This is a genomic window from Aquimarina muelleri DSM 19832, from assembly GCF_000430665.1.
GTDB lineage: Bacteria > Bacteroidota > Bacteroidia > Flavobacteriales > Flavobacteriaceae > Aquimarina > Aquimarina muelleri.
This window is the reverse complement of record NZ_AUML01000009.1, coordinates 16143-32087: the sequence shown is the minus strand read 5'-3', so window position 1 is coordinate 32087 and position 15945 is coordinate 16143. Positions and strand designations below refer to the sequence as shown.

Below are 15945 nucleotides of genomic sequence, written 5' to 3'. Positions count from 1 at the left end.
TTATTACGGTTTAACTGAGTAAGGGTTTGTCCAAAACAAAATACATTTTTCGAGAGTTCACACCAAGGTTATTAATTTATGATTAGAACACTAGAACATTTTTTTCAAAAAAACAGCTTACGAATCGGGGTTTTATTAATACTTATGTATATACCCTTATTATGTATGCTTTTTTATGTTTTATGAAATAATCAAAGGTAAAAACTTGTTCCTAAATTTGATAACCAATACTACTCCTCTAAAAAGTGCCCAAATAGTAAAAGCTATCCAAATTCCGTATAACTTAAGGTCAAAAAAATTACATATATAAAGCGTAGGTATAAATCCTAAAAATGTTGCGCCGAGCAATACATTTCTTAAAAAACCCATTTCTCCAAGGCCTTTAAAAATTCCATCAAATACAAAAGCAAGACCATTGATGGGCTGTACAATTAAAACTATAAAAAATACACTATAAAAAGTGTCTAATACTATAGTTTCATTAGTAAAGATCTCTCCTATTTTATAATAAAATATAAATCCTACAATTGCGAGAATCATACTTACTCCAATACCGTAGCCACTTACCCTCTTGCTTAATTTCCATAACGAGTCATAATCTCTTGCCCCTAATAGCTTACCACTTAATATATTACCCGCACTGCCATATCCATCAATAAAAAATGCAGTAAACATCCAGATATTCATAGCTATGGTATACGCAGCAATATATTCGTCTCCATACTGTGTAGCATTTGCTGTTGCAAAATATAATGCAGTATTTAATGCGATAGATCTAACAAATAAATTAAGGCTCATGGTTACCAATCTTCCTAATTCTTTATTTAGTGGAAATCTTAACCTAAGACTAACATTGGTTTTAATTATTAATAAAGCGAACGCAATAATAGCCATAAGAAACTGCGAAATTAAGCTTGCCCATGCTGCTCCACTAATTCCCATAGGTTCCAAAATATCCTCAATACCATATACTAAAATAAAATCCAGCACTATATTAGTTACTGCTCCTATTATTGCCACTATCATTGGCCAAAATGTATTTTGAAGCCCTCTAAAAATACCAAAAACTGCAAAAGTGAATAATGTTAAAGGAAATCCCCAAACTCTAATATCATAATATAAAACACAGTATTCTAAAATCAATCCTGAAGCATTGTAAAGTTTAAAAATTTCTTCTACAAAAAACACTGTAGAAAGTAATATCAAAATACTAAGACTTACATTAAAAAATATAGCCTGAGCTGGCAATGTTTTTACTTCTTCAATCTTACCTGCTCCCAGGTATTGAGAAATTATAGCAGAAATTGCACTACGAGTTTGTCCAAGAATCCAAATTAACGCAGATAAAAATGACCCAACAATACCTACTGCGGCTAAAGATTCTGTACCATAATGGGGTATATTTCCTACTATAGCAGTATCTGTTATAGAAAGTAACGGCTCGGCAATACCCGCAACAATTGCAGGTATTGCCAAACGATTTATATTTTTAAAACTGATTACTTTATTCATGTAAGGAGTTCATAGCAATAAAACGGATGTTCACTTTGTTTTGGAAAATAGATATTTCCTAATCGTTGATATCCTCTTATTTCATAAAATTTCTGGTTCCTTTTGTTTTGACTAAAAGTATCTAATCGAACAGATTGGTAAGCATTGTTTTTTGCAAAATCTTCTCCAAAATCCATTAATCGCTGTGCATATCCTTTACCCCAATAATCAGGATGGACTGCCAATCTATGAATATATAGGTTATTTTCATTATTAGTTAACCAAGTTATAGGGATGTATTCTTTATCCATAAAATCTGTTAGTACAATAACTCCTTTAATAGCATTGTCTTCTTCTAATACGTATAGTTCTTGTAACTCTATATCTTTTTGAAAACGTTCTTTAGTGGGATAATGTTCATTCCATTGATAAATCCCATTTGCTATCATAGCTTTGGCACAGGACTGTACTAATATGTATATAGAACTAAGATCAGATGGTAAGGCTTTTCGAATCATATTTTATGAATAGAACCCAAAAGTACTAACTTTATATTGTAGATAATAGCAGTACATTCTATTTAAAAAAACTTTAAGAAAATATAGTTCTAATATTACTAAAAAAAGAAATGCTTTTTCTTCTTTAAAAGAATTTTTAAGTACTTTTAATGGCGAAATATAGTAGAGATTTTAATACAGATCTAAGCAGAATTACGCTATTAGTTTTAAAGGAATTATATTAAAAATTCTGGGGATGTAGCTCAGTTGGCTAGAGTGCTTGACTGGCAGTCAAGAGGTCGTGGGTTCGAATCCCATCTTCTCCACATAAACTATATTTTAATACAATAGCTCCAAATGGAGCTATTGTATTAAAATATAACACCTTTATTCTATTTTTTTAGTCTGGCCTTATTCTATATAATATAGCTCTCGAAGTTACTTATCTATAAATATAGATTCCTATTATAGATTACTTACGATTTTTATCTCATAAGAATGGATAGCCCCTTTAAAAAACTTCTCTTTATATTTAAAAAAGCGATCCCCGGGTAACTACTCCCAGGGATCTGAATTGAAACTTAATTGTATTTAACACAAACTCAACTTATACTAATTATGATAGTTTCAATTGTATTGTTATTAGGTTAGATTTTATGCCACAAAGGTAATGCCTATACCTCAAAGATTACAACCTTTTTCGGTTAATAATCAACATTTAATGATGTGATAATATCTTGATAAAATCATTGATATTAATGCATTGAAAATCAGTTTTTATGATATTTTTTTAATTTGTTTAACTTTTATTATGACTATATTCTCATATCTGATCTTTATAAAACTTCATTTGACCGTTATTAATTTCTTTATTGAATCAAATTTTATGCCAATATTTCTTTATTTCCTGATTAAAAAAACCCCTAGGTAACTACTCCTAGGGGTCAGAATTGAAACTAATTATGCAATTTTTACACAAACTCAACTTACATAACGTATATAGTCTCAATCATTATTTTAATATTATTGTACACTTATCTCAAAAGTTTGAGTTATATCTGTATTACCTGCTGCATTTGCAATATCTCCATTGGCAACTCCACTTGCAGATTTATTAGGCTCATGTCTTAAAGTAACCGTAAAAGTCCCTGTTCCTGCATCTGTAGTCGTTACTGTAAATTTTAATCCTACAGGATTAGTAGAGGTAAAAGCAGTTCCATCTTCTTTATTATAATCAGACTCTTTATCATTATAGGTTGTTGCAATATTTAACGAAGAATTAGCAGTATAAAAAAACTGGTGTACATCTGCTTCTGCTTCGATTTCTTCATTAATTAATTCTACAGGATTAACAGATTCGTTAAGTAATTCTACAGAACCAGTATATACAGTATTAACAGCTAAATTTCCTGAAACGGTCACTTTTGGTGGTGTTGGGCCATCTTCTCCATCTTCATCTGCTACAATCAAATTTATAGTTTGTCCTCCTCCTACAAGAGACACTGTCATTTTAGTTATTAATTCTTCTTCATTAACTGGTACAGGGTTATCATCATCATTAGAGCAAGATGCAAATAAAAGGCTTCCTACAGTAAGTATTGATAAAAATTTACGTGTGTTCATTATTTTTATAATTTAATAGTTTATAGATACTCTTAGTAAAAAATTCCTACCCAGATCATCCGCAAAATATCGCTGACGATTCAAGTAATTTCTGTAATTATTATTTAATATATTGTTTATAGCTACTCCAACTTTTAACTTGTTTTTTTCTCCTATCTCAAACTTCATACTAGTATCTACATTTAAAACATGATATGCTTTTGGAGGGGTATTAATATCTAAAAAGACATCTTTGGCTTGTTGAGGAGAAAATACAGATATATTAGAAGGATATTCATTTTGTCTAAAAAAATATTGATTCTCTAAAGACATCTGTAAACCAAACCAATCTTCATTTTTATACGTAATACCGTTATCAAACTTGGGAGGAGGCATATTAATTAGTGGTATACTCTTTTTATTCTCACTCCCTTTTACAATAGAAAAACTATGATCTGTTCTCCAATTTTTATGCCAATTAAAATAAAGCTTTGTATCCAATCCTAATAGTGTAACACTGGATTGTCTGTATTCCCATACAGGAAAAGCTCCTCGTATCGATAGCTGTACAGCTACAGGTTCTAATAAAATATAATCATTTATTACATTGGCGTATGGTGCGATTTCCCATCCCAATTTTTCTGTATTCTTTTGTGCTGCTATAGATATTTTATGTGATGTTTCTTGATCTATTGTCAAATCCCCTAATTCTATTCTGGCAGCAGAGTGATGTAAACCATCACTAAAAAGTTCTGATGGATTTGGAGCCCTTTGTGCTAATGCATAATTAAATCGAAATTGATAATCTTCTTTAAAAATATATTGCATACCAGTAGTTGCAGAAATACTATGATAATCAAAAACAGGATTAGTAAGCCATTGTGAATTAAAATTTTCCTTAATAAACCCCGCAAAATCTTTGTCATAACCTCTTTCATCCCATCTAGATTTTAGATAAAACTTTTCGGCATCCATGCGGTTATAATCATATCGAATACCCATATCTAACATGATGTCATTGGTTATACTATATTCTCCAGTAATAAATACACCAGCATCATACTTATTATAATCAGGAATCAACCTTCTTACTCCTGTATCTGGATTTGCAAAGTTATTTTGATACCTAAATAGCATTCCCATATTCCATAAAAAATTGGGGTTCGAATCAAAATTAAAATCTGATGTTACTGTATGTGTTTTTAGTTCTAAATCAATACTAGGCAACTTACTAAGTTCTTCGGTTCTGCGAACATCAAACTCAAAACGTTGGTTATACTGAAAATCATATTGAGTACTCCATTTCCCTAGTTCTTCAAAACGTTTAAAATATCGTAATTTTCCTAAATGGTGAGTAACTTCTTGTTTTGGATTATTTATCTCATAAGTAAAATCTCTAATAATTTCAGGATTTTGATTATTGATAGCATTAATGAGATCATCTATGTTACCAATATGTGAAGCTGCCAATACTCCTATTTTGTTATCAACAAACGAGTAATATGCATCCCAACCATGTGTAAATTTATTTACTCCAAGAGATACAGATACTCCTTTTTCAAATACTCCTGTATTAGATAGAATATAATCTGGTGATTCCACATCGCCAAATCGTTTCATCGTTCCTTGCGCCTTAAAAAACCATCCGTTTTGATAACCTTTTATCAATTCTGAAGAAAAAGACCCTCCTCTTCCATTCAATCCTCCTGTTATCATTGTCTTACCATACAAAGTGTCTCTTGCTGGTATTTTATTAGGCTCTATAATAACAACTCCTCCAATAGCATCTCCTCCATATCGCAAAGCTGAGGCTCCTTTAACAACAGTAACATTACCTGCTGTGTTAACATCTAGATTAGGAGCATGTTCATCACCCCACTCCATATCCTGCATGCGAACACCATTATTCATAATCAATACTCGACTACCACTAAGCCCTTGAATAATCGGTTTTACTATAGTAGATCCTGTGTTTAGCGAAAAAACACCTGTAATTTCTTTTAACGCATCTCCAAGAGAAGCACTACTATATTTTTCAATAATATCAGAATCAATGGTTTCTTCTTCCCCAGAAGTTGTTTTATTAATATTAGCTCCAGCTACTTTTACTTCCTCTAATTCATTAAGATGATGTTCTAAATAAAAATCCTTTGAAGACACCTTAGCTATATCCAATGTTATAACCTGAGAGTTACATTTCTCATGAGATACTGTAAAAGCATATGCTGTTTCACAAAGCTCACTAATAGCATAAGCCCCCATTGCATCTGTTACAATTGTACGATTGTTAAATGTTATTGTTGCTGCTTCAAGAGGAACCCCATCATGAAAATCTATAACTCTACCAGAAAGTGTTTTATCACATTCTTGAGAAGATAAGAGGTTGATCCCGAGAAGAAACACAAGTAACCAAGTGTATCTTTTCATCTATAAAAAATAATAAGTAATAACTGATTAGTAAGATTATACTAATAGTTGAATTGTCCTTAATAAAATAGCTCTAGAAAAACTAAGCTACAGGAGGGGCTTTATTTAAAAATGTATGGGTAGATCCAGATCCAAAATATTGGTTAACGTAAGTAATCCTAACAACATCTGTAGGAACAAGTATTACATCTGAAACAGTAATCGTATCTGGAGAAGTAAAATTAGTATTATGATTATCTAAAGTAAATTTACAAAGAGAACAGTCTACATCATTATCATCATGACTTACAATATGCAAGTCTGCTAATTGAATGATACCGAAAAGTATCAAAAATATAGATGCTAATATTTGTCTATTAAACTTCATTATGACAAATAAACGAAAAAAAAGGATTGCTTATTGTATTTTTTAATTAATAAAGTGTTAAAGGCTCGCAAAATCAATTGATTTCTGTAATACTACCTCAAGATCTGTTGATAAGCTTTTATTTTCCCAAGGATGTTTTATCCCAAATACATGATCTGCTCCTTTAACTAAAAACAATTCACTATTAGTACTCCAATCCTTAATCTGCCTGCTTTCCTGCACATTAACTGTTGGATCTTTTGTGCCATGAATGATTAAATGAGGGATTTTATTTTTCTTAGCAGCTATTGCAATATTAAGCCTTTCTTCATTTTGTATATAAGAGGTGTAAAATTGGAAATAATGTGGCATTTTTTGTTTTGTTCTTCCATTTTCTATATACATAACTCCATCTTCTCTCCATTTATCGAGAATTTCTCCTTCTGGAAACCTACTTTTATAGTCAGAAACACTAGCCCAAGTAATCAATTTAGTAACTCTGGAGTCTTCTGCTGCTTTTATAGTTGCAATCCCTCCTCCTCTAGAGTGCCCTACCACAATAATATTAGAGCTATCTATTTGATTTTTGAATTCAAAATTTGGAGAAGTAACCCAATCTACAACGGTGTTAAGATCATCTAACTCTTTGATGTAATTATTATTTCCGAATGCCTCAAGATCTGGAAAATCTATAGGCTGCAGTATAGTCCCTCCATTATACGAAAAGTTAAATTTAACAAATAAAAATCCTGCATCTGCAAAAGTAGTGGCTACTAAATCCCAAGCCCCCCAATCTTTAAACCCCTTATATCCATGACAAAAAATAACAACAGGTTTTTTAAATTGTTCTTCTTTATAAAAAACATCTGTTAAAATAGGTTTTTGATGTTTTCCTTCTAATTGTATATTTTTATTTTTCACAATCATGAACTGATACTTTATTCATTAATATCACTTTATTTCCTCAAACTATATCTTATTCTAATATAAGCCTGATCAGGAGCTAAACCTCTATAAAGCTTAAATATAAATATTATTTTCACTTTAAATCATCCTACTTCTTTTTCGGTAAATGGAATTTCAATATCAAAAATTTCTATAATTAACTTATGTAATTGGATTAGATAAGACTCGAATACAGAATCTGTAATTTCATCGTTTATTTTACCTCTTATATTTTCTTTTGTTCCAAACTTAAGAAACCCTTCTTGTAAGTTTTTAAATGAAATTATACCTGCCTGAAAACCTTCTGATATTGGGTTTTCATTATGTTGCATATAGGCATATGCTAAAACCTGTATTACTTTACTATATTTATAATCCTCTATAATAGTATCCCAATCCATAATAACAACATCGTTACGAGATACTTTTCCTGTTTTATAATCTATTATCCTTATTTGCCCGTCTAGCGAGTCTATTCTATCTACTTTTCCTTTTATATAAATAGGAAAATCTAAACCCGGGATTTCTAATTTGGTTTTTAGATTGCTTTCTATAGATAAAATTTTTAATTGAGACCCCCTCTGTAAAAGCGCTTCTTCTGCTTTCAAAAAATTATAAATATATCTTTTTGCTACTTCAAAAATCAATAGATTTTTACCCTGCGTAATATCTAGTTTTGTGTATTCTTGCTTAAACTGATTATTAAGTTCTTTATCTATTTGCCCTCTCATTTCTTTAATATCTTCGATACTAAGAAATCTATTTTCTATAGGTTTATAAAATATTTCTAGAGTATTGTGAATTACTGTTCCTAATGTATTTGCGGCAATAGTCTCTTCTACTTCTTCTGTTTCTTTAATTCCTAAAACATACTTATAATAAAAATCCATTGGATTTCTTATATATGTTGTTAATGCTGATGGAGATAACCCATGTGCTCCTATATCTTTTAATTTAGATAGTACTTCTTGGTTTTTATCAACTTGTAAGGGCTGCTTTATTAATTTGGGTACTTCTGCAGATACCATATATTTAGAGAGTTTATGATTTGGTCTTTTATCTATCTCTAACTGAAGTAAAAATCTGCTTTTTTCTCCTCCTCCAAATCCTTCATCTTCTGTATTGTATAATAAATACACTTTCTTGGCTCTTTGTATTAATCTATAAAAGTGATAGGTATATATTGCATCTTTTTCTTTATAAGTAGGAAGATTATATGCTCTTTTAAGATCATAAGGAATAAAAGAGTTCATGCTTTTTCCTGCTGGCAAAGTACCTTCATTTACAGAAGTGATTATTACGGTTTCAAAATCTAAACAACGAGATTCTAACATACCCATAAGCTGTAATCCACTAAATGGTTCTCCAGAAAAATCTAATGTTTCTGTCGTTAAAATATCCTTATATAATGTATACAAAGATCCTAAACTACTTAAGTATGGATATTTAGTATGTAAAGTAGAAACTTTATTAAATACTAAATGAAAATGATATACATATTCTAATTCTAATTCATTCTTTTCTTTATCCAGGCTATTTTTTAGTAATTGTATTATTTCTCTACAATTATCTAAAGCTGTAGTAACATCTTTCCAAGGTTCAAACAGCAGTGCAAGCACTTGTTTTTCTTTTTCGGTAGTTTGGTCTTGTAATTTTTTTAGTGTTATAAATATTATATTGTCTCTAGATATGGTGTGAATCAATTTTTTCGCATTAAGACCGAGTAATCTATATGCAGGTAAGCTATTTAAAATCTCTAATACTTGTTTATAATAAAACCCTTTAGGATTAGTTGACGTTTTATGTAGATTAAATAATAATTCAAAAAATGCAGCTGTCGGAACTTCTTTTAAAGGTAATCCCATCGTAATATTTAGGGATTTAACAACATCTGGCAACGAATTGAGCAATGGCTGTAACATACTTTCATCAGCCAGTACCAATGCTGTTTTTTCCATTTCGGATCCAGAAAGCTTTCCTAACAATTGTCCAACAGATTTTGCTTGACCAATATTTTTAGGAACGCCAATAAGAGTAATATCTTTTTTTGAAGAAAAATTATTATTTATCCATTGAAGAGGTTTCTTTTTATAATACTCCCACTGATTTTTATATGTTCTTAAAAACAAAGATGCTTCGTGATAGGTGTTTTCGAAAAAAAACTGATCTGCATCCCAATAGACTTGAGCAATATCTGCCTCTAAAAGAGATTGGAAAATAATTTGCTCTGCATTATTTAAAGCATTAAATCCTACTAAAATATGTTTTCTCTTTTCGGTTTTAATATACGACTGTATGTCTTCTGAGGCTTTCCTATACAACAATCCCTGATATCCTATTTTTTTTTCTAAAAGCTTGTTTTTAAAATTATTATAGTAATCTATAAGGCTTTCCCAAAACCTAATATAATTTTTAACTAGCTCTGTTTTTTCTTCCTGTAAATACCAATGGTTTAAATCTTGTATTCCAGATAAGTACGTAAAAAAACTTTTGTGATCAATACAATATCTGTCGATTTCATTAAAATCGTATACTAGTGTCTGCGCCCAATTACTAAACGTTTCAAAATTTTCTTTCTCTACATCAGGATGAGTACTTAGATAGGTTTCATAAAACTCGAATAATGTTTGTGTATTATCTATTTGTTGTAAACCGGATAATTGAATAATAAATTCTTCAATACTAAGGATTATAGGCGCAAATAGAGTAGTATCTGCATAGATTTCTACAAGTTCTTTTTTAAGAAAAAGTCCTGCTCGCTTACTAGGGACAATAAAAAGCAGATCGCTTAAATCCTCATTAGCACTACATAGTTCTAATAATACTTCTTTTAGAAAACTTTTCAAATGTTAGGGTTTTAAAGGAATTAACAGATGTGGAATTATAAACAAAAAAATGTAATAATTGGTTAATTTTCTAAAAATAAAAAACGTCCCGAAATTTTCGGGACGTTTTTACTATTTATGTTGTGAGAGGTATTACTTATTCTTTTAGTAAATTGATCTCTACACGTCTGTTTTCTGCTCTACCAGCTCTAGTTTTGTTAGAAGCGATAGGTCTGTCTTCACCATATCCAACAGCAGATAATCTAAATTGATCGATACCGTTTTCTGTTAAGTAATTTTTTACAGAATTAGCTCTTGAATCTGATAATCTTTGGTTAAGTGTAGCACTACCTACGCTGTCTGTGTGTCCTTCTACTGTAAACTTAGCATTTGGATACTCTTTTAAGATACCAATAATATCTCCTAACACTTTGTTAGATTCTGCTTTAATACTAGATTTACCTGTATCAAATAAGATCGTTTTTGCGTAGTTATTAAGTGTTTTTTGCACTTCTTCAGTTACTTCTGGACAACCATTGTTTGCAACAGTACCAGCAACATCAGGACAACTATCATCTTTATCTAATACACCATCACCATCTTTATCTTGGTAAGGACATCCGTTGTTCGCAGCTGGACCAGCTTCGTTTGGACAACCATCTTTACCGTCAGCAATTCCATCACCATCAGCATCAGGACAACCATTAAGTCCAGTTAATCCAGCTTCAGTAGGACACTCATCTTTAGGATCTGGAACTCCGTCACCATCAGTATCAGGACATCCATTAAACTCAGCTAAACCAGCAGTATCAGGACATTCGTCTTTAGCATCAGTGATTCCATCGCCATCAGTATCAGGACAACCGTTAAATTCAGCTAAACCAGGAACGTCTGGACACTCATCATCTTTATCATATATTCCGTCACCATCAGTATCTTTACCTCCAAAAGCGAAAGTAAGTCCTGCAGAATGTTGGAAATGTGTTGGGATATAACCCCCAGTTTCATAATCTTCAAATACATGCTTATACGTTGATTGAACGTTAAAAGCTAAGTTTTCGGTTAACCAAAAGTTTATTCCAGCAGAACCATTTAAAGTTCCTGCTCCTACTTCATCAATCCAAGTATAACCTCCACCTACTCCTAGGTAAGGATCAAACCATTTTGTTTTTAATACGTTTTTTAGGCTGTAACCAATTTTTGCATCGGCTGCATAGTAAGATAGGTCATTAACTGCCTTTGTGTCTCCATTAAGTTCTTCTCCAAATTTTTCTATCTTGTTAACTGACCCAGCAACTGTAAAAGAAAAACCATCTCCTATATATCTTCCAACAGATAATTTGGATACAGATGGAAGTATGTTCCAGTGTTCGCTAGCATTAAAAAATTCATCGAAAATTTCTCCCTGATTAATAAGGTCTCCCCCAGTAGGAAAGATGTCAACGGCATTAATACCTATAGAAACCGCCCAAGGATTGTTTTCATCTTGTGCATTCGCCGTACTAAATCCAAGTACTAGTAACGAAGCCACTAAAAATCTGCTAAGATGTTTCATATTCAATAATTTAATTTTTAAGTGTTAATTAGAGCAAATGTAATATGTTAAAAATAACTGTCAAAGATAAATCTAATAAATTTTTCTTAACAAGCCAGTATCTATCATAGTTTTCAAGGGAATTTCAGTCTAATTCAACATCATTTTATCCCGAAAAAAATAATGACTTTAGCTATATTAGAAAAAGTTATAGTGTTTATCTTTATAATAATGTTACAATTATAAGATAAAAATATCTTTTATCTTATAATTTCTTTTAGTAATTCTAAAAATGACTGTTTATTTATACATGTTTTAAAGTAATTGCTTCATTAAAATAAACTAAAACCCTGTCTTTTATCGTATGTCCTAAATCCTCAAGAAGAATAGCGTATTCTTCTACTTGCTTAGAATATGAAGCGTTATGAATACCTGTTTTATAATCTAATATAGTGGTTAAATTATTTTTATCAATTATTATTCGATCTGGTCTAAACAATTTTCCTTTAGAAATAATATCTCTTTCATTATAAATGGTGTTATCTCTAGAAAAATATTGAGAAAGCTCTGGATGGTCTACAATATTTTTTATCTCGTTATAGAGTGTCTCTTTTTCTAAAAACATAATCTTTCCTGTCATATATGCTTCTTCTATAACTTTTTCAACATCCTCATAAACATATATAGAAGCCATAAGGTCATGTATTAAGTTTCCTTTTTCTATAGCATTTTGCTGGGAAGTATCCCATAATTTTCCAGAATTAGTAACTATGTTTATTTTGTATTTTCCAGATATGTTCTGAAATTTAGAGAGATTGATGACTTTTGATTTATTTTCTGAATTAGCAATTTCTATTTTTGGTCGTAAAGGGCTTCCAAAATCATATTCTGTCTTTTCAGAATCCCATATTCCAAGATGATCTAAATAGGAGATTAGTTTACCTGAAAAGGTGTTAGAGTTACTTTCGCCCTTAGCATTTAACTCTAGTTTAGAAATGATATACAATTGTTCTTTCGCTCTGGTAAGTACTACATATAATAAATTAAATGTATCTAGTTCTAATTGTGCTTGCCTATGCAGAACTATTTCTTCAGCAGCTATACCATAATCTGATATCTCCTTATTATAATTAATAAATACTTCTTCAAAATCAGCATACTTTTCTTTATCAACAGGAAACCAAGTCTTTGGTTCAATCTCATCATAAATATTAATATTGGCATATGGATATATCACACAAGGAAACTCTAGTCCTTTAGCTTTGTGTATTGTAATTATCTGAATTGCCTGTTCTGTTTCTGGAGCTACTATACTTAATTTTTCTTTATTGGTTTCCCAATACGCCAGAAACCCAACAATACCCTCTGTATATTTTTGAGTAAATGCAAATACTGCATCCAGAAAGAATTGTGTATATGCCGTAGTATTATCTGCCAGAGAAAAACTTGCTATTATATACTCTACCGCATCATAAAGAGGTTTTATTACAAGCTTTGTAAAACTAAAATCAATATCAAAATTTTTTAGTTCTGCACAGAATGCATCTGGTGCACTATCTGTCATTTTTTTCAAAAACAAATGTTTTTCTTGTACAGAAAATCTTTCTGTTAAAAAGTGTAGTGCTGCTATTTTAGACTGTAAGTGATCTGAATAGGTGTGCCAAGTAAGTATATTTACTATAAAAGCTACTTGAGGAGCATTATTTATCAATAATGTTTCTGAAGAAATTATAGACAATCCTTTTTGAGTAAGAAAATCTGCTATTGCAGCTCCTTCTTTTTGTTTTCTAACAATAATGCAGATTTCATTAAGTGTATATCCATTATCTACACGATCCCTTACTATTTCATAAACTTTTTCTGGATATACTTCATTTTCTTCAGCTACATTTTTAGCTTTAATAAAAGATATGTTTACATACCCTCCTTTTTTTAAGTTTGTTTCTTGCTTATTACCAGACACGTATAATTCACGATGCTTTTCATCACTAAAATCATTTGACAAAAAGGTAAACAACTGATTGTTAAATTTAATAATTTCCTCGTGACTTCGATAATTTTTGGGTAAATTATGTACTTGCTTTTCTTTTGCAGAAAATGGATTCTTTTCTGAAGAGAGCTCTATAAACTGTTCTGCTCTACCACCTCTCCATCTATAAATAGCCTGTTTTGCATCTCCAACAATGGTAATTTGCCCTCTTTTTCCTGTTAAAGTTTCTGTAGAAACTGCATTATCTATAAGCGGTACTAGATTATCCCACTGTAATACTGAAGTATCCTGAAATTCATCAATAAAATAATCTCTGTATCGTTCTCCTAAACGTTCATATATAAATGGTGCAGGTTGTCCCTGAATAGCTTTACTTATTATAGTATTAAACTCTGATATTAATAGAATTTTTCTTTCTTTTTTGATTTCTATCAATTCTTTATTAATTGCATTTAGTACGGATAATGGAGTTATGTTTTTAAGTATATTGTTTAACAAAGAAAGTTGTAATAACTGATCTTTTGTTACTAAAAAAGCGGTTTCAATGGCAGATCTAATACCATCAATCCTCTCTTTTTTATCCTCTTTTAAGGTCTTCGTATAAAAATCGGCAGTCTCAATATTTTGAGCCCATTTCGTTTTTTTGAAATCTAGTTTAGTTACTCCATCACTAAGCTTCTGAAAATGATTAGGAATAGTACCTCTGCTAAAATCTTTATTTTCTAATCCTAGACTATATATTTGATCTAGAATTTTTTTTGAAGAAATTATGATTATGTTTTTTAAATCTTTAGTTTTTTGATACAATAGCTTTTTTAGCTTTTCAAAATCACTAATCTCTTTATTTGAAAGTTTATTAAGATATTTTCTATCGTTTTCACTAAATAAAAGCCTAGCCACCTTATTAAGCTCTATAGTAATATCCCAGCTTTTATCATCTTCTAATTTACTAATTGCAAAATCGATAATCAATTTAGTAAGCTCTTCATTTAACCCAATTTTAGCTACTACCGCATCTACAGCTTCTTCTATTAAAGAATCTGTATTCATTTCGATTTCAAAATTCATAGGTATTCCTAAATCATGAGCAAATGTTCGAATTATCCTATGCGTAAATGTATCAATAGTAACAATATCAAATGCTGCATAATTATGAAGAATACTCTTAAGCATTCTATTTGCTTTTTGTTTAAGTTCTTTTTCTGCTATATCCGTTTCAGAAATTAACTCTTGTAACAATCCTTGATACTTTATAGGAGTATTAGAAGCACTAATAGCTACGAGGTTTTCTAAGATTCTTGTTTTCATTTCTGCAACAGCCTTATTGGTAAAGGTTATTGCCAAAATATTCTTATAACTATCTTTAAATTCGCCTTTTAGCAAAGTAATCAAATACATTTTAACCAAAGTATATGTTTTACCTGCACCAGCAGCAGCGTTATAGACGGTAAATGCAGTAGTAGCGCTCAATTCTTTTTTTTACTAAAATACTAAAACCCGAGATTCTTATAGTACCTACTTGCAGAAATTATCCAAAACAGAACCGTGGATCTTATACTGCTTTTGGTTTTAATTAATTTATAACAATTATAAATTTTTATTCACCACTCTAATTATTAAATTTGGTGTCACTTTTATTTTTTATTAATCAAAATAATAACATATGTCATTCGAATTACCAAAATTAAACTACGCTTTTGATGCGTTAGAACCTCATATAGATGCCCGTACCATGGAAATTCATCATGATAAGCATCATGCGGGATATACCAACAACCTAAATAACGCCATTAAAGGAACGGATCTTGAAGGTAAAACCATTGATAATATTCTTATTAATCTGGATATGTCTAATGGAGGTGTTAGAAATAATGGAGGTGGATATTATAACCATAATTTATTTTGGGAAATAATGTCTCCAAATGGAGGAGGAAAACCTTCTGGCGAGCTTGCTGATGCAATAACAGCGGCTTATGAATCTTTTGATGCTTTTAAAGAGGCTTTCTCAAAAGCCGCAGGCACTCGATTTGGTTCTGGATGGGCTTGGTTATGTGTTCATCAAGGAGGAAAAGTAGAAATTTGCTCTACTCCTAATCAAGATAATCCTTTAATGCCAGGTATTGGTTGCGGAGGTACTCCTATCCTTGCACTAGATGTTTGGGAGCATGCATATTACTTAAACTATCAAAATCGTCGTCCAGATTATGTATCTGCATTTTTTAATGTAATTGATTGGAACGAAGTTTCTAAGCGATATGCCCAAGGAAAATAGTTTAAAAAAATAGAAA

10 protein-coding genes and 1 tRNA gene are annotated in these 15945 nt (G+C 30.8%); 2 read left to right on the top strand and 9 right to left on the bottom strand.

What is annotated here, in order from left to right:
• Window positions 1-180 precede the first annotated feature (180 nt).
• Complete coding sequence (locus H527_RS0105850) at window positions 181-1512, bottom strand: MATE family efflux transporter (RefSeq protein ID WP_027411835.1); 1332 nt, start codon at window positions 1510-1512, stop codon at window positions 181-183.
• Window positions 1509-2009 (bottom strand): GNAT family N-acetyltransferase, encoded by a 501-nt coding sequence (locus H527_RS0105845; RefSeq protein WP_027411834.1) that lies wholly within the window; start codon window positions 2007-2009, stop codon window positions 1509-1511. The genes H527_RS0105850 and H527_RS0105845 overlap by 4 nt, the downstream gene beginning before the upstream one ends.
• Window positions 2010-2240: 231 nt before the next feature.
• Between H527_RS0105845 and H527_RS0105840 the strand changes: the two genes are divergently transcribed.
• Window positions 2241-2314 (top strand) — tRNA-Ala (locus tag H527_RS0105840).
• A 697-nt stretch (window positions 2315-3011) separates the two neighbouring features.
• On the opposite strand, the gene H527_RS0105835 is transcribed toward H527_RS0105840, so the two are convergent.
• From H527_RS0105835 to H527_RS0105805, 7 genes are all read right to left on the bottom strand, one after another.
• A complete protein-coding gene (locus H527_RS0105835; RefSeq protein ID WP_027411833.1) occupies window positions 3012-3611 on the bottom strand; it encodes a hypothetical protein in 600 nt (199 codons plus the stop codon).
• A 12-nt stretch (window positions 3612-3623) separates the two neighbouring features.
• On the bottom strand, window positions 3624-6017 hold the full coding sequence (locus tag H527_RS0105830) for a TonB-dependent receptor (protein WP_027411832.1): 2394 nt from the start codon (window positions 6015-6017) through the stop codon (window positions 3624-3626).
• An 82-nt stretch (window positions 6018-6099) separates the two neighbouring features.
• The gene (locus H527_RS0105825; RefSeq protein ID WP_027411831.1) at window positions 6100-6384 is read right to left on the bottom strand and encodes a hypothetical protein; all 285 of its coding nucleotides are present in this window, start codon (window positions 6382-6384) and stop codon (window positions 6100-6102) included.
• A 57-nt stretch (window positions 6385-6441) separates the two neighbouring features.
• Entirely contained in the window at window positions 6442-7290 is an 849-nt protein-coding gene (locus tag H527_RS0105820) for an alpha/beta hydrolase family protein (RefSeq protein WP_027411830.1), read from the bottom strand.
• A gap of 122 nt (window positions 7291-7412) precedes the next feature.
• Complete coding sequence (locus H527_RS0105815; RefSeq protein WP_027411829.1) at window positions 7413-10154, bottom strand: PD-(D/E)XK nuclease family protein; 2742 nt, start codon at window positions 10152-10154, stop codon at window positions 7413-7415.
• 136 nt (window positions 10155-10290) lie between these two features.
• Window positions 10291-11688 (bottom strand): OmpA family protein, encoded by a 1398-nt coding sequence (locus H527_RS0105810; protein ID WP_027411828.1) that lies wholly within the window; start codon window positions 11686-11688, stop codon window positions 10291-10293.
• A 283-nt stretch (window positions 11689-11971) separates the two neighbouring features.
• Window positions 11972-15127 (bottom strand): UvrD-helicase domain-containing protein, encoded by a 3156-nt coding sequence (locus tag H527_RS0105805; RefSeq protein ID WP_027411827.1) that lies wholly within the window; start codon window positions 15125-15127, stop codon window positions 11972-11974.
• Window positions 15128-15320: 193 nt separating this feature from the next.
• On the opposite strand from H527_RS0105805, the gene H527_RS0105800 reads away from it, so the two are divergent.
• Window positions 15321-15929, top strand: a complete 609-nt coding sequence (locus H527_RS0105800; protein WP_027411826.1) for a superoxide dismutase — start codon at window positions 15321-15323, stop codon at window positions 15927-15929.
• The last annotated feature ends 16 nt before the right edge of the window (window positions 15930-15945 follow it).